At 45.0% G+C, this 16,092-nt stretch carries 17 protein-coding genes and 1 tRNA gene; 14 read left to right on the forward strand and 4 right to left on the reverse strand.

What is annotated here, in order from left to right; all coding sequences use genetic code 11:
• Positions 1–358: 358 nt before the first annotated feature.
• The 10 genes from guaB to ABEW32_RS26015 all read left to right on the forward strand — a co-directional run bounded on the left by guaB (position 359) and on the right by ABEW32_RS26015 (position 8,817).
• Positions 359–1,816, forward strand: a complete 1,458-nt coding sequence (gene guaB / locus ABEW32_RS25970; protein ID WP_430193154.1) for an IMP dehydrogenase — start codon at positions 359–361, stop codon at positions 1,814–1,816.
• Positions 1,817–2,148: 332 nt separating this feature from the next.
• Positions 2,149–3,537, forward strand: coding sequence for a D-alanyl-D-alanine carboxypeptidase family protein (locus ABEW32_RS25975; RefSeq protein ID WP_430193156.1), 1,389 nt, complete (start codon positions 2,149–2,151; stop codon positions 3,535–3,537).
• A 131-nt stretch (positions 3,538–3,668) separates the two neighbouring features.
• Positions 3,669–4,550, forward strand: coding sequence for a pyridoxal 5'-phosphate synthase lyase subunit PdxS (gene pdxS / locus ABEW32_RS25980; RefSeq protein WP_430193158.1), 882 nt, complete (start codon positions 3,669–3,671; stop codon positions 4,548–4,550).
• A 16-nt stretch (positions 4,551–4,566) separates the two neighbouring features.
• On the forward strand, positions 4,567–5,133 hold the full coding sequence (gene pdxT, locus ABEW32_RS25985) for a pyridoxal 5'-phosphate synthase glutaminase subunit PdxT (RefSeq protein WP_430193160.1): 567 nt from the start codon (positions 4,567–4,569) through the stop codon (positions 5,131–5,133).
• 36 nt (positions 5,134–5,169) lie between these two features.
• Positions 5,170–6,453 carry a serine--tRNA ligase gene (serS, locus tag ABEW32_RS25990; RefSeq protein ID WP_430193162.1) on the forward strand — a complete coding sequence of 428 codons (1,284 nt, stop codon included), beginning with the start codon at positions 5,170–5,172 and terminating at the stop codon, positions 6,451–6,453.
• 89 nt (positions 6,454–6,542) lie between these two features.
• Positions 6,543–6,631, forward strand: a tRNA-Ser gene (locus tag ABEW32_RS25995).
• Positions 6,632–6,775: 144 nt separating this feature from the next.
• The gene (locus ABEW32_RS26000; RefSeq protein ID WP_430193164.1) at positions 6,776–7,117 is read left to right on the forward strand and encodes a hypothetical protein; all 342 of its coding nucleotides are present in this window, start codon (positions 6,776–6,778) and stop codon (positions 7,115–7,117) included.
• Positions 7,118–7,144: 27 nt separating this feature from the next.
• Entirely contained in the window at positions 7,145–7,315 is a 171-nt protein-coding gene (locus tag ABEW32_RS26005; RefSeq protein WP_430193166.1) for a hypothetical protein, read from the forward strand.
• A gap of 72 nt (positions 7,316–7,387) precedes the next feature.
• Positions 7,388–7,543 carry a small acid-soluble spore protein P gene (locus ABEW32_RS26010; RefSeq protein WP_430193168.1) on the forward strand — a complete coding sequence of 52 codons (156 nt, stop codon included), beginning with the start codon at positions 7,388–7,390 and terminating at the stop codon, positions 7,541–7,543.
• 197 nt (positions 7,544–7,740) lie between these two features.
• Positions 7,741–8,817 carry a hypothetical protein gene (locus tag ABEW32_RS26015; protein ID WP_430193170.1) on the forward strand — a complete coding sequence of 359 codons (1,077 nt, stop codon included), beginning with the start codon at positions 7,741–7,743 and terminating at the stop codon, positions 8,815–8,817.
• Between the two features lie 121 nt (positions 8,818–8,938).
• On the opposite strand, the gene ABEW32_RS26020 is transcribed toward ABEW32_RS26015, so the two are convergent.
• Positions 8,939–9,496 carry a GNAT family N-acetyltransferase gene (locus tag ABEW32_RS26020; RefSeq protein WP_430193172.1) on the reverse strand — a complete coding sequence of 186 codons (558 nt, stop codon included), beginning with the start codon at positions 9,494–9,496 and terminating at the stop codon, positions 8,939–8,941.
• Between the two features lie 49 nt (positions 9,497–9,545).
• Positions 9,546–10,046, reverse strand: a complete 501-nt coding sequence (tadA, locus tag ABEW32_RS26025) for a tRNA adenosine(34) deaminase TadA (protein WP_430193174.1) — start codon at positions 10,044–10,046, stop codon at positions 9,546–9,548.
• A gap of 328 nt (positions 10,047–10,374) precedes the next feature.
• On the opposite strand from tadA, the gene ABEW32_RS26030 reads away from it, so the two are divergent.
• Positions 10,375–12,651 (forward strand): PAS domain S-box protein, encoded by a 2,277-nt coding sequence (locus tag ABEW32_RS26030; RefSeq protein WP_430193176.1) that lies wholly within the window; start codon positions 10,375–10,377, stop codon positions 12,649–12,651.
• A 48-nt stretch (positions 12,652–12,699) separates the two neighbouring features.
• Positions 12,700–13,401 (forward strand): 23S rRNA pseudouridine(2604) synthase RluF, encoded by a 702-nt coding sequence (gene rluF, locus ABEW32_RS26035; protein ID WP_430193178.1) that lies wholly within the window; start codon positions 12,700–12,702, stop codon positions 13,399–13,401.
• Positions 13,402–13,535: 134 nt separating this feature from the next.
• On the opposite strand, the gene motB is transcribed toward rluF, so the two are convergent.
• The gene (gene motB, locus ABEW32_RS26040; protein ID WP_430193180.1) at positions 13,536–14,363 is read right to left on the reverse strand and encodes a flagellar motor protein MotB; all 828 of its coding nucleotides are present in this window, start codon (positions 14,361–14,363) and stop codon (positions 13,536–13,538) included.
• Complete coding sequence (motA, locus tag ABEW32_RS26045; protein WP_013368736.1) at positions 14,356–15,150, reverse strand: flagellar motor stator protein MotA; 795 nt, start codon at positions 15,148–15,150, stop codon at positions 14,356–14,358. Before motA ends, motB begins: the two co-directional genes overlap by 8 nt.
• 187 nt (positions 15,151–15,337) lie before the next feature.
• Here motA and ABEW32_RS26050 point away from each other — a divergent pair, with 187 nt between their 5' ends.
• Both ABEW32_RS26050 and ABEW32_RS26055 read left to right on the forward strand, forming a co-directional pair.
• Positions 15,338–15,631: a hypothetical protein gene (locus ABEW32_RS26050; RefSeq protein WP_430193182.1), complete on the forward strand. Its 294-nt coding sequence runs from the start codon at positions 15,338–15,340 to the stop codon at positions 15,629–15,631.
• A 116-nt stretch (positions 15,632–15,747) separates the two neighbouring features.
• On the forward strand, positions 15,748–16,047 hold the full coding sequence (locus tag ABEW32_RS26055) for a 4a-hydroxytetrahydrobiopterin dehydratase (RefSeq protein ID WP_007428083.1): 300 nt from the start codon (positions 15,748–15,750) through the stop codon (positions 16,045–16,047).
• The last annotated feature ends 45 nt before the right edge of the window (positions 16,048–16,092 follow it).

Raw genomic sequence — 16,092 nt, forward strand, 5'->3', positions numbered from 1 at the left:
GTAGGACGTTGCCAAGCAACGAGTAAAGAACCATGATCTTATTGAGATTATGGTTCTTTTTTGCATATGGGTGAAAATACTTAAAATCTTGCTTCTCTGCTGTTTACTCAAAGTGAGATACGCGTTTGTAAATAGAGAATACTTTTAAAAATCATTCAATTATAATGATTGTCCTCCGTAGGAGTACAGTTGTTTGTACAGGGAAATACTACGGGTTAGGGCTGTTGATGAAGGCTTGACACCCCTATACCGCTTTGCTAAGATTGCAATAATATATTTTCAGAGAGCCTTGATTTGTCCATGTCGGACAGACAACAAGACCAATACAGACTAAACATTTTGAAGGAGGATCATCTTGGTGTGGGAAGATAAATTCGGTAAGGAAGGCCTTACCTTTGACGATGTTTTGCTGGTACCTCGTAAGTCGGTGGTACTGCCCAAAGAAGTAAGCGTAGCGACTCGTTTGAGTGATAGCGTGAAGCTGAATATTCCTTTGATGAGTGCTGGAATGGATACTGTTACTGAGGCAGTGTTGGCAATTGCGATGGCTCGTGAGGGCGGTATCGGTGTTATTCATAAAAATATGTCGATTGAGCAGCAAGCGGTAGAGGTAGATCGGGTTAAGCGCTCAGAGAGCGGTGTTATCACCAACCCATTCTCATTAACTCCGGATCATTTGGTGTCTGATGCTGAGGCAGTTATGGGTAAATACCGTATTTCCGGTGTGCCGGTTGTAAACGAAGAGAACAAACTGGTGGGTATTATTACTAACCGTGATCTTCGCTTTATTCACGATTTTAATCTTAAAATTAGTGAAGTTATGACGAAGGAAGATCTGGTAACTGCACCAGTAGGCACGACTTTACAGGAAGCGGAAGTCATTTTGCAAAAGCATAAGATTGAAAAGCTTCCTCTGGTTGATGAAGGTAACTACCTCAAAGGTCTGATTACCATCAAAGATATTGAGAAGGCTATTCAGTTTCCGAACGCAGCGAAGGATGCACAAGGGCGTCTTCTGGTCGGTGCGGCTGTCGGCATTTCCAAGGATACGTTTGAACGGACTGAAGCACTTGTAAAAGCTGGCGTGGACTTGATTGTCGTGGATTCAGCTCACGGTCATCATATCAATATTATTGAAGCAGTCCGCGAGTTGCGTAAAACTTATCCTGATCTGACGATTGTAGCAGGTAATGTAGCAACGGGTGACGGAACGCGTGAATTGATTGAAGCAGGGGCATCGGTCGTTAAGGTCGGTATTGGTCCAGGCTCTATCTGTACAACACGCGTAATTGCAGGGATTGGTGTTCCGCAAATTACAGCTATTTACGACTGTGCAACAGTAGCACGTGAATATAATATTCCGATTATTGCAGATGGCGGTATTAAATACTCCGGTGAAATTACAAAGGCCATTGCGGCAGGGGCCTCTGCGGTAATGCTGGGAAGTCTTTTTGCAGGCACGGAAGAAAGCCCAGGCGAATCGGAAATTTATCAAGGACGTCGCTTCAAAGTATATCGTGGTATGGGCTCTATGGCTGCGATGAAGCAAGGTAGTAAAGATCGTTATTTCCAAGATGACGACAAGAAATTGGTACCAGAAGGCATTGAAGGACGCGTTGCTTATAAAGGACCACTCTCCGACACTGTTCACCAGCTGTTGGGCGGTCTTCGTTCCGGTATGGGGTATTGCGGTACCGCTAATATTGAGGAGCTTCGTAACGATACAAGCTTTATCCGTATTACAGGTGCAGGTCTGCGTGAGAGCCATCCGCATGATGTGCAAATAACAAAAGAAGCACCAAACTACTCGCTATAAAATTCAGCTGTATTTGATTTGACGACAGGCAGAGCGCATTTCGCTCTGCTTGTCTTTTTTTAGAGATACCCCTGTGATAGAATAGACAAGTGTCCGCCTTCTCACGGAGGTACGGATAGATTAGGACGCGAAGGTATTTTGGACGGTTCTTACTAGTTAAGAAGATTCGAGCACAGAATGCTCATGCCAGGCTATATCATAGCAAACGAAATGACATTGAATGACATAACACTAAAACTAAAACATTAATTCTTTGGCCAAGTAAAGGCTGTAACCACCGTCTCGTTATACATAGCGAATCGGGTTGAGGTATGAGAGGAGTTTGTATTCATTTGAAAGCGAACAATTTGAGGCAAAATAATAAACGCAGCATGATTAAAAAGAGTGTGACTGCAGTCATGGTGCTTAATATGATGTATATGTCGGCTTTGCCTGTTGTAGGCAATTTCGATCCAAGCGTGGCTACTTTTGCTGCTGAAGCGGCAACAGAGGCAAAGACTATTACAGGCACAGGTTCTATTAACCCCCCTAGTCTGGCACTTCGTTCCGCCATTTTGATTGAGCCTTCCACTGGGCAGGTTTTGCTCTCTATGAATCCAGATGAGCCGCTCCCGCCAGCCAGTATGACCAAGATGATGACAGAATACATCGTAGCGGAGCAGGTTAAGCAAGGCAAACTTAAGTGGACGGATAAGGTTACGGTTAACGAGAATGCTGCCAAGAGTATCGGATCACGTATTTTTTTGGCTCAGGGGGATCAACATACGGTAGAAGAGCTTTATATTGCTATGGCAGTAGGTTCCGCCAATGATGCAACGGTAGCTCTTGCTGAACGTGTAGCTGGAACCGAGCAGGACTTTGTAAAGCTAATGAATGAAACAGCTCAGAAAATGGGCATGAAAAATACGTATTTCATCAACTCGACTGGTTTGGACCGTAAGGATATGCCTACAGGGTTTCAACCGGACACGGACCGGGAAACTGTGATGACAGCGAGAGACGCAGCTACTTTGGCTAGTTACATCATTAAGGATCATCCGGATTATACACGGTTTACCACAATTCAATCGTACAAATTCCGGCCAACGGACAAAGCACCGATTATTAATTATAACTGGATGCTAGAAGCGAACAAAAATATTACTAACTTTAGAAAATTTGCTTATCCTGGCTTGGACGGAATGAAAACGGGTCATACCAGCAATGCTGGGAATTGTTTTACAGGTACGGCTGAACGTAATGGAATGCGTCTCATTAGTGTAGTTATGGGCGCAGATTCAGAGCCTCATCGTTTTACAGAGACAGCTAAAGTGCTGAACTATGGCTTTGATAATTTTGAAGTGAAGCAGGTTGTTGCTCCAAAGACGGTAGTTAAGGGCGTTGAGAATGTACCTGTGACCAAAGGTAAGGAAACAGAAGTGCCGATCGTCACAAAAGATGCGGTAAGCTTTATCGTACCTAAGGGTGCGAGCAATCCTAAGGTAACCTTTACAACGAACATTACCCCAGCCAGCTCTCTCGTGGCACCTTTGAAGCAAGGAGCAAAAGTCGGAACGATTACGTACACATACAAAACGGATGGCGTGGACAAAGGCCAGACGAAAACTGTCGATTTGGTAACTACCACGGCAGTAGAAGAGGGCGGCTGGTTCCGAATGCTTTTCCGAGCAATTGGTGGTTTCTTCGGTGATTTGTTCCAGGGAATTAAGAACCTCTTCTAAAAATGAGACGCTAATCGACCTAACGTGTTATGCATCACTTATTTTGCAGCTTGAAATGATTGTGTATTTGGCGTTCGTACGGTAAAATCTTAAGTTAGAATCTAAACGTAACCCTTACAGGAGGCAACGACATGGAAACGGGAACTTCGCGTGTAAAAAGAGGTATGGCAGAGATGCAAAAAGGCGGCGTAATCATGGATGTCATGAACGCTGAACAGGCTAAAATTGCAGAGGCAGCTGGCGCTACAGCCGTAATGGCTCTTGAACGAGTGCCTTCGGATATCCGTGCAGCAGGTGGGGTTGCTCGTATGGCTGACCCTACGATTGTGGAAGAAGTTATGAAGGTTGTTTCTATCCCAGTTATGGCTAAGGCTCGTATCGGTCACTATGTCGAGGCTAAGGTACTAGAATCTCTTGGTGTTGACTACCTTGATGAGAGTGAAGTTTTGACCCCTGCGGATGAAGTTTTCCATATTGATAAACGGGAGTTCACCGTTCCATTTGTTTGTGGAGCCAAGGATCTGGGAGAAGCATTGCGTCGTATCGGTGAAGGCGCATCTATGATCCGGACAAAGGGCGAGCCGGGAACTGGAAATATTGTTGAGGCTGTTCGTCATATGCGCTTTATCAATGGCCAAATTCGTAAGGTGCAAAACCTGTCGAAGGACGAGCTGTATGCAGAAGCGAAAAACCTCGGAGTTGCTTATGAGCTACTGTTGGAAGTGCATGAGCTTGGTAAGTTGCCAGTGGTTAACTTTGCAGCAGGCGGTGTAGCAACACCTGCAGATGCTGCGTTGATGATGCATTTAGGCGCTGATGGTGTCTTTGTAGGTTCCGGTATTTTCAAATCGGATAGTCCTGAGAAATTTGCGCGGGCAATTGTGGAAGCAACCACTCATTATACGGATTACAAGCTGATTGCAGAAGTGTCCAAGAATTTGGGGACTCCTATGAAAGGTATTGAAATTTCCAAACTGGCATCGCATGAGCGCATGCAGGATCGTGGTTGGTAAGAAAGAAGGGACCGGCATGAAAATAGGAGTATTATCGCTGCAAGGCGCTGTAGCTGAGCATATACGAAGCGTTGAACGTGCGGGTGCTGAAGGTATAGCAGTGAAGAAGATCGAACAGCTCGATGAGCTGTCCGGTCTTATCATTCCTGGTGGTGAGAGCACCACTATCGGTAAGCTGATGCGCAAGTATGATTTTATAGACGCTATACGTCAATTTTCCAATCAAGGCAAGCCTGTATTTGGCACTTGTGCGGGATTAATTGTTCTGGCCAAAACGATTCAAGGACAGGAAGAAGCACATTTGGGACTCATGGATATTACCGTATCGCGTAATGCTTTTGGTCGCCAACGAGAAAGCTTTGAAACTGACTTGAACATTAAAGGGATTGAGGCACCAGTCCGTGCAGTGTTTATACGTGCGCCATTAATACAATCTGTTGGGGTGGGGGTAGATGTGCTGTCTGAGTATAACGGCGAGATTGTGGCAGCCCGCCAGGGGCATTTGCTGGCTTCATCCTTCCATCCGGAATTAACAGACGATTACCGGTTGCATCAGTATTTTGTGGATATGGTCCGCGAATAGCGGAAAGTCAGGTTTGTAGTGTAGGAGGGATCACCTGTGTTAGATATAAAGATTTTGCGTAATGAGCTTGGTCGGGTTGAGAAAGCTTTACAGAACAGAGGTAAATCGCTGGATCTGATTAATGGTTTTACTGATCTGGATGTCAGCCGTCGTGAGTTGCTTCAGGAAAGTGAAGGACTCAAAAATCGTCGGAATGTCGTATCTGGTGAAGTAGCCAAGTTGAAGAAGAACAAGGAAAATGCGGATGATCTTATTGCTGAAATGCGCCAGGTCTCCGATCGTATTAAAGAATTGGATGAGCAAGTGCGCGAACTGGAAGTTCAGATTGACGAACTGGTGATGTCCATTCCTAATATTCCCAATGAAACTGTGCCTGTAGGCGCTTCAGAAGAGGATAATGTGGAAATTCGTCGCTGGTCGGAGCCGCGCGAGTTTTCTTTTACACCCAAAGCCCATTGGGAGTTGGCTCAGGATTTAGATATTCTTGATTTTGAGGCCGCGGCTAAGGTGACGGGCTCCCGTTTTACGTTTTACAAGGGATTAGGAGCGCGATTGGAACGTGCGCTGATTAACTTTATGATGGATCTGCACAGCAGTGAGCATGGTTATGAAGAAATGCTACCTCCATACATTGTAAATCGGGACAGTCTGTACGGAACAGGTCAGCTTCCAAAGTTTGAAGAAGATTTGTTTAAATTGCGTGATACTGAGTATTATCTCATTCCTACGGCCGAAGTTCCGGTAACGAACTACCACCGTGAAGAGATTATGAATGCAGAGCAGCTTCCGAAATACTATGTGGCATACAGCTCTTGTTTTCGCTCGGAGGCAGGATCAGCAGGACGTGATACACGTGGCTTGATTCGTCAGCATCAATTCAATAAGGTTGAGATGCTCAAGCTGGTTCACCCGGATACCTCTTATGAAGAGTTAGAGAAAATGACGAATAACGCTGAGCGTGTTTTGCAGCTGCTTGGACTTCCATATCGGGTACTGGCACTTTGCACAGGGGATATGGGTTTTACGTCTGCCAAAACCTACGATCTGGAAGTATGGCTGCCTGAGAGTGGCATGTACCGTGAGATCTCTTCTTGTTCAAACACAGAAGACTTCCAGGCACGTCGTGCAAACATCCGTTTTCGTCCAGATGCGAAGGCAAAGCCTGAATTTGTCCATACGCTGAACGGTTCAGGATTGGCTGTAGGGCGGACTGTTGCTGCTATTTTGGAGAACTATCAGCAAGAGGACGGAAGTATTGTGATTCCCGAAGTGCTGCGTTCATACATGCGAGGTATTGAGGTTATAACTCCTAAACAGTAAGCCTTGTGTTTTTAAAAATTCTGTGGTAAAATAATTTTGTTGCGCCTGAGTTGTTTGATTAGGAAAGCAGCTTTATCCATTTACCACCTGGAGAGGTACCGAAGCGGTCATAACGGGGCGGTCTTGAAAACCGTTAGGGTGCAAGCCCACATGGGTTCGAATCCCATCCTCTCCGCCATATTCTAAAATAAACCAAGTCATTCGAATACGAAAGCTGGTACATTAGATTTTATACACTAATGATCAGGATCGTAAAGAATGGCTTTTTTGTTGTATAAAAAGCCTGCTTTTTTCACACGTTATCAGATGTGGAGGTGCTGGCATGAATCGAGAAATGACAGTAGATCAGCAAAAGCTGGTAGAGGCCTGGCAGAAACAGCTGCCGATTCTTTTGAATTCAGGGGACAAATCACAGGTGCAGGCAGATGAAGCCGATAACCGGGCTATACGAATCCATATTGAAGTAGAAGGCCGGCAAATGTACTCCTTTGATTTTGCGTGTACGTATGTAGATTCCCGGGAAGTACAGGTTAGCTTAGTCGATGTAGAGCGTGACGGACGGACTGTGGATGAACGAACAGATATCATTCAGCAGTTGGTATCCGATTATACTCGGCATATTCATCAATGCGCCCAAACATTACAGTCATTGACGCACTCGTAGTCATGATGAAATGAGGAGGAAGGCTACATGACAAAAGCCAAAAATGGATTGGATAAAAACCTGTCCAACGTTGTCAATGATTTGGAGCAACGTCCCGTAAATAGTCATCAGGCACAGCAATTGCAGCAAGATCGTAATGATCGCCGTCATCAGGATTCACTGAATCACGATAAAACCGAAGATTTGAACCATCTATAGTCCTAGTTTAAATGGTAATAAACGGTTCCATTGATGTGCCAATAATTTAGATCGAGAATGGAGGATGCGTAAATGGGCAAACCTAGAGCTGTTCCTGTTCCCGAGGCACAGGATTCTGGTGGAAGTAACGAAAAGCGTGAGCGTAGTCATCAACCAGAACCCTTATCCGGTTCCAAGAAGGTGAAACAGCGGAATCACGTGGATCATCACAATAGACAAGGTTCATAAGCAGTCAGACTTTTCTCCTAAAAATTTTACAAAGTATAAGACGCCCTGGCTAGAGAGCCAGGGTGTCTTTGTGCTTATTGTAAGAAAATTTTCCAATAAGTGTTTCGTCGTTTGTGAATATGAGTTAAAATAGAGGGTGTGTATTTTTTTGTTAGCATAAAAAAAGGGGTTAATTATGAGAGGAGAGAATCTACACAATGAGTAAAAAGTTATCCGTCTTGGTCCTCACTATGGTGTTACTTATGACGGTGGCGCTGGTAGGTTGTAGTAAGAAGTTAGAACCGAAGGAAGCTGTTACAACCGGTACAGCAAATGCTATGAAGTTGAATTCCTATGAATCCAAAAGTCAATTTACTGTTAAGGAACTGACAATTACCTCCACTTCTGTTCCGGCTGAGCAAAGTGCAATGGTAACTAGCATGCTGAAAAATGCAGACATTACGCTGGATGGTGTATACCAAAAGGAGCCTTTCCAATCTGAAATGACGCTTGGCATTCACTTGAAGGGTGATCTTTCTACTAACTTTACGATCCCAATGGTAATGACTAAAGATAAATTGTACGTTAAGATTCCTAATATTCCCTTCTACCCGCTTCCACAGGATGTTGTAGGTAAATTCCTGCTTATTGATCCACAAGAGCTGGCTAAACAATCGGGACAAGAATTTAACCCGGCAACGATGGACCAAGAAAAATCGCAGAAATTTGCGAACGAAGTGATTGCTGCGATTATGAATGAGTATGATCAAGCTACTTATTTCTTTGATATTGATCCTAAAGACGCTAAATTGCCACAAGGCGTTGAAGCTAAACAAGTGGTTCAGTTTAAAATCACGAACGACAACGTGAAGCAAGCGACCAATACATTTATTACTAAGGCGCTTCCTAAGGTCCTTGATATTATGTCTAAAGACGAGTATGCTAGCATGCTTCAAGTGAAGAAGGAAGAACTGGCTGAAGCGAAAAAAGAACTGCAATCCAACACCAGCGATGTCAGCAAAAAGCTGGATGAGTTGAAGAACTATTTGACAGTGAAACAGTTTGACGTTAACACTGCCCTGAACAAGGATAACATTCCTGTGTATCAAGATCTGAATGCAAACGTGGAAGTGAATGATCCTTCTACAAAAGATAATGTGAAATTGTCTGTAACAGGCTACTCGCAATACAGCAAAATCAATGAAAAGGCAGCATTCAAAGTGGGTATTCCAACAGCTGATCAAGTTCTGACTATGGAACAACTACAACAAAAAATGCAAACTGTAGCTCCTTAAACAGGGGATGACATCATTACAAACATCATTTCTTCGAATGTGATGTAAGAAAACCGCTCGGCATAGGCCAAGCGGTTTTTTTGTCTATGACTCAGTTGTCCTCTGTGCAGTATTCGATTCGTTACACGTTATCCTCGGCTAGAATCGCGAACATCTGATGATCCTGCCATTCACCCTGAATCTGTACCAGCTTGCGAGCAATACCTTCCGGCTGAAAACCACACTTCTTTAATACACGTTGTGAACGATCATTATGCAGAAGGGTACCTGCTTGGAGACGATGTAGAGATAAGGCGCGGAAGGCATACTGTATGATCAATTTTAAGGCGGCTGTCATATGCCCTTTTCCCTGCTCTTGTTGATCCATCATATAGCCGACATCAGCGAATTGTCCAACTCCACGTACCAGATTGGAAATAGAGATATAACCTATCAGGTGTTCTTGTTTTAGGAGAAAGATACCAAACAAGTACCCTCGGTCTTCTTCTGCATGGCGCAATCTCTGACGGATGAAATCCTGTTGCTTCTCTAAAGTAAAAAATGAATCCTCATACAGCGGCTCATAGGGCGCATGAGAGTCTCTATTTCGAAGCCTAAGGGCGAGAAGGGCTTCTCCATCCTCCAAGCTTAGAGGACGTAAAAAGATCCCTTGAGGCGTATTATACAAGCTCATAGGCATGAGTCGACCTCCTTCCATGAGGGATTAGCATTGAGATATAGCTTTCTCCTCAGAATGGGGATGGGGGAGGAGACGATTTGGCAGCCGCCCTTTTTTGTCGGAGCTGCCGAAAAAAGTTTGTTAGCATGGAGGCACATTCCTCCTGAAGTACACCGCTGGTTACTTCTGTGCAATGATTGAACCGAGGCTCCTGCAATAAATTCATTAGCGTGCCTGCGCAGCCCGCCTTGGGATCTGTAGTGCCGTATATTAAATGGGGGACGCGTGATTGTACAATCGCTCCAGCGCACATCGGGCACGGCTCCAGTGTCACATACAGCCTGCAATCCAGCAGGCGCCATGCTCCCAAATGCTCACTGGCTTGCCGGATGGCAACCATTTCTGCATGGGCAGTTGGGTCGGCGTCGGTCTCGCGTAAATTGTAGCCGCGACCGATGATTTGATTATCTTTTACAATGACAGCTCCGATAGGGACTTCACCCAACGCTTCTGCCTTGTATGCTTCCTGAATGGCTTCTTTCATCCAATAGGCGTGATCCATAGTGGCCACTGGGAAAATGCTCCTTTCAAACGCGGAATTATCCAACGAACAAATATTCCGTTGTTAACATGATGTGAATAAAATTGTGGATAACACCATACTTGTCCACATATTTATCCACAGTTTATAATAACATCTGTGTATTTGTGGACTATATGTGGATGATTATCTTATTACATTGTAGGTAAATGCTCGCCTATTGACAACATTGTTCACAAGGTGTGTATTTATGTATATCCGGTAAATGTAAATGCTGGTATCCCAGACGCTATTACGGTATCATTGAGTTAGCAATTGCCAGTAATCGCCAGCATACGGCAAGAGGTGAGAAATCAGTGTGTCGATAAAAATCAGAATAACGATCATTTTGTCGGGGTCGGTCCTATTTATCCTTTTGTTAAACATCGCACTCAATTACTACACGACCCACGAAAATCTAAGAAGTGACAGTGAAACCAAAATGGTTCTGACGGCTAAAATCATCGGAGGAGCTATCGAGCAAACCCGACATAGCTGGGAGGCCGTAGACAAACAGCTCGGATATAATCTGTGGCTTTCTGCTACGTTGGCTGCCAATCAGCTCGATCCCGACATCCGAAATATCCAGCAGGGACAGCTACAACAGATAGCTACACGCCATAAGGATATTAATATCTCTTTGATGATCCGAGATGGGCAGAGGTATAAGGTTGTCAAATCTTCGAATCCTAAAGAGCTAACGTCATCCGATCCATTGATGGGGTATTGGAAAAATGCAGTGGACCAATTATATGAGCATGGACAGGCGGCCATGGCGCATGGTCAGAATCTGGATCATTTTTGGACCAGCTCCTTTGATTACGCAGCTTCTGGCTCCTCGCATATTAATAAATGGGGATTTTATTATGATCAAAAACGTAACTACTTAATCCGAATATCCTTTCAGGATACTTCAGTCCAGGATTTTATACCTATCCTGAGCCCAGCTGAGATTTTGAAGCAGACTCAGCAAGTGGATTATCGCATTTTGGAGATAACAGGAATCAACCCTGCAACCTTTGGTGGCGCTACGATGGACAAGAACGGTAACGACCGCAAATACTATTACATGTACAACAAACCGATCCTATTCGGCACGTATCAACTAACAAGAGTGCCTGAGGATCGTTTGGCTGTGTCCAGGGCGATCCTTTCGGGAGAGAGTATCGTACAAGATTGCTACATTAAAGGTGAACGGGTGCTTGTCAGTTACATACCTTTTTATCCGGCTAACCGTGATGCCTATGTCATCCGTATTGTGATGAATTATGATACCATCGCTTCTGTCATATCCAAGCAATTGATCAGTTTGGTCGCCATTTCCATCGTTCTATTGGAGGTTGTGATCATTGGAAGCTATGTGCTTGCCAGCCTATTTGTCCGTCCGATTCAGTCAATTTTGGGGAAAGTAAACGAAATGGCTGACGGTCATTTTGATACACGACTACAAATTAAAGGCGGTCATGAGCTTGCACAGCTGGGTGAGCGCATCAATGCGATGGCTTACAACCTGGGGATGTATACGAGAAGACTTGAACAAATGTATGAAGAAAACCGTTCTGTAAAGGAGCATCTAGAATCGGTTATTAATCAGACAGCAGATGCGATTCATGTAACCGATCAGGAGGATCGTGTTGTTCGGGTCAACCATGCCTTCGAAGCTTTGTACGGATGGACCAAGAAAGAGTTGGTTGGCCGTAAGCTGGAGTATGTTCCTCCGCAACAACAGGAGGAGTATGAGCTTCAGAAGGAGAGTCTGCTTCAGGGAGAAAGCATCGTCTCAAGTGAGACCCTACGAATGCGTAAGGACGGAAGTACAGTAGAGATTAGTATGAGTACGTCACCTATTCTGGATGAACAGGGCGAAATCTTAGGCTTTATCTGTGTCTCGCGTGATATCACGGGGCGCAACCGGATGGAGGAGCTGCTACGTAGATCAGAAAAGCTGACAACTGTAGGGCAACTGGCGGCAGGCGTAGCGCATGAGATTCGTAATCCATTAACTACGCTGCGTGGCTTCCTCCAACTACAGCAGCAAAACCAAGTGCTGAATTTGAAACACAACGATATTATGATGTCTGAGCTCGATCGTATTAATTTGATCGTTAGCGAGTTTTTAATACTGGCGAAGCCGCAGGCAGTGCATTTTCAGAAAAAAGATGTTCGTTATATTGTGAGTGATGTTATTTCTCTGCTAGATAGCCAGGCGCATCTGTTGGGCATTGTATTTGACCTTCAGGTTACGGACGAGCCTGCCTTGGTCTATGCCGAAGAAAATCAGCTAAAACAGGTATTCATTAATTTACTTAAAAATAGCATGGAGGCTATGAGTAAAGGCGGCATCATCACAATTCATTTGTTCTTAGAAGGAGAAAGCGTTAAAATCTTCATACGGGACCAGGGAACAGGTATTCCCGCAGAAATGCTATCCAAGCTGGGAGAACCTTTTTTCACAAACAAAGAAACAGGTACAGGATTAGGCCTTATGGTCAGCCAGCGTATTATACAGAGCCATAAAGGCACACTGGATATTGAAAGCACAGAGGGAGAGGGAACAACGGCCCTTGTGCAGCTTCCGATTGCCAAGCCTGAGTAACGAGTGGGGTAGGAGGAAGTGTGTTCGTAGAAATGGAGGGTACACAGGTTGCGCATTAACAAGTTTATCAGCGAAACTGGCTTTTGCTCGCGCCGGGAGGCGGACAAGCTGGTAGAGAGCGGTCGCGTGACGATTAACGGCGAAGTGGCCGTGCTGGGCAGTCAAGCGGAGGAAGGCGATGATGTTCGTGTGAACGGCAAGCCACTGCGCGATAAGTCCAAACACGTCTATATTGCATTGAACAAGCCAGTGGGCATTACAAGCACGACAGAGAGCCACATTAGAGGCAATATTGTGGATTTTGTGGGGCACCCGCAGCGGATATTTCCGATTGGACGGCTGGATAAGGATTCGGAAGGTCTCATTTTACTGACCAATGATGGAGACATTGTGAATAAGATTTTACGGGCAGAAGGCAAGCATGAGAAAGAATATATCGTAACAGTGGATCGTCCGGTGACACCATCCTTTGTGCAGGGAATGTCCAGTGGTGTGAAGATACTCGGCCAGCGGACGTTGCCCTGTGAGGTGACGCGTGTATCTGAGCATGTATTTCGTATTGTCCTGACAGAAGGGAAAAATCGTCAGATCCGACGTATGTGCGCTGCCTTCGGTTATGAAGTTAAAAAACTACAGCGCCTGCGAATCATGAATATTCGACTGGGGTCCCTTCAGAAAGGCGCTTGGCGTGATCTAACAGAGGCTGAGAAGCTGGAACTAGGCCGGATGCTTGATTATACGCTCAGCTAAAGCCAGAGGCCTTCCTATAGCCTACAGCGCTTGACTCTCGTTGATGAGAGGGGTAGAGTACAGGAACCTAAACCAAAAGGCACCAGCTGCATAATAAATGCGGCGGTGCCTTTGTTCATATAACATATTCATGATCAACCTTCATTCGAGCTTGAGGTAGGACTAATAACTTGTGTACCGTTCTGGTATTTGCGAAGAACGGAAATTTCGACACGACGGTTTTTGGAGCGTCCTTCGCCAGTTTGATTGCTTGCTAATGGTCGATACTCGCCATATCCGATGGATACAAACTTGGTAGGATCGAGCTGCGGATTGAGCAACAAAATACGCAAGAAATTAAGTGAGCGTTTGGCACTCAAATCAAAGTTGGACGGGAACTGACTATTGGAAATAGGTACATTGTCTGTATGACCAGATACGATAACATCATAACCAGGGAACTGCTGTAGCATGCTGGAAATGGACTTGGCCAGCTTTCTGGCTTCTGGCTTTACTTCAGCCTGTCCGGATGAAAACAGTGCATTATCACTAATGGTGATCATCAGCTGGGATTGGTTCAGCTTGGTGTTCAGCAGAGTGGACAGGCCGTTATTTTGAATGTATTGATCCATTTGTTTTTTAAGCTTCTTTAAATCCTCTTCTTCCCGCTGGGCGAGTTGCTTTTGCAGGTCAGAGGTAGAAGTAGCTTTCGATTTTAGAGGTTGTGATACCTCTTCTTTATTTTTGCCCATATCCATGGATTGTGACGACGGATTCGCGGCCGAGTGATCCAGCACGCCAGTACCGCCACTAAAAGCTGAACTCAAGGATTGAGCCATAGTTTCAAATTTTTTGGCATCGAGCGAGCTCATACCGAATAAGACAATGAAAAGAGCCAACAGAAGGGTCATTAAGTCGGAATATGGCAACAGCCAGCTTTCGTCAGCATGCTCTTCATGCGGTTCATGTCTCTTTTTACTCACTGGAATCGCCATCCTTCTGGGTCATCGAAGCCCGTTCGGTTGGAGTTAGGAAGATTGCTAGCTTCTGGCTGATGGCAATCGTCGAGATACCGGATTGAATCGAAAGCAGACCTTCGACCATCATTAACTTAAGCTCTACTTCTTTTTTGGATAGCCGTTTCAGCTTATTGGACATTGGATGCCATAGAACATAACCTGTAAAAATACCGAGCAACGTTGCAATAAAGGCAGCTGCAATGGCATGGGACAGTTTTTCCATGTCACTAAGGTCGGCTAGAGCGGCGATCAGACCTACAACCGCACCGAGTACCCCGAGTGTTGGAGCGTACATACCGGCCTGGGAGAAAATTAGTGCACCAGCGCGGTGTCTATCTTCGGTAGCGTTGATGTCTTCCATCAGAACATCGCGTACGAACTCCTGATCATTACCATCGATGATCATACGCATACCCCCGCGCATAAAAGGATCGTCGATCTCTTCGACCTTGGATTCCAGCGCGAGCAGACCTTCACGACGGGTAATGGATGCCCATTCGGTGAATGTACCGATAAGCTCCTTGCGATCCAGCAATTTCTGCTGGGTGAAAATAATTTTAAACAGCTTTGGTACCCGTTTCATGTCATCCATCGGAAACGCCATGAATATACTTGCTGCTGTTCCGACAAAAATAATCATGTAAGCAGCGGGATTATTGACCAGATTGACGACTGGCGCGCCTTTCAGGATCATCCCGACGACCAGTGACAACAGCCCGAGCACAAGTCCAATAATGGTTGTAATTTGCATGATACACCTCATCCATGAGAATAGATTTTGAATCCTTTCATGCCGCATGGGTCGTCCTTGCCCCAAGCGCGTCATTATGAGACGGATTATAGTATTTATCGACAAAACTCTCTTTTTTGTTAAGGGCGAATTTCCGGTATAATAAAGTGAATATGTATTGAATCGCTGAACCATTGGAGGAAATAGCATGGGAGTAAAGCATGGGCGCGAGTATGAACAAATTTTGAACGATTTTACAGAGGCTGTAGGACGCATTCCAGACAGTTATGAATTTTTTGAAATGGAAGTAGAAGATTGGGACAGGCTGGACCCAGCAGGGCGCCAGGAAGTCAATGAAGCTTTGGCAGAAGACCTATTCTATGCACTGGGTACGGAGCCCGTAATCACTGTAGGCAGTGGTGTTGTGATTTATGAGCCGGAGCAGCACCGGATCTATGTACTTATCGGGGATGAGGAGCTGACGTCGGTCCCTTTGATCTAAAGGCCGTCTTATGGATTTATCAACGGGGCCGTGGTAACATGTACACCAATATATCGTAGTTTTAGCTGCTTTAAGCGGCTGAAAGGCTTCCGTATAAACGGGGAGGAGTTCGTAACATGCCTTTTACACAAGAAGAGATTGAAGCACACCTGGAGAAACTGGAGGGCTGGGAACTGGAGGAAGGACGTTGGATCGTTCGTAAATACAATTTTTCCAGTTTTATGAAAGGGATTGCATTCGTGGATGAAGTTGCTGCTATATCTGAGGCATTTAATCATCATCCATTTATTACGATTGATTACAAGACCGTGACTCTGCGTTTGACCTCTTGGGACGATGGCGGTATTATGGCCGTGGATATTAAGGAAGCCCAACAATATAATGAAGCTTTTGAAAAAATGCGTAGTAGTCATTGAGTTTGTAATGATCTGTCGTATAGGCTAAGAGCGCCTTCGCTATAC

The sequence above is a fragment of the Paenibacillus jamilae genome (genome assembly GCF_050482105.1).
Lineage (GTDB): Bacteria > Bacillota > Bacilli > Paenibacillales > Paenibacillaceae > Paenibacillus > Paenibacillus jamilae_B.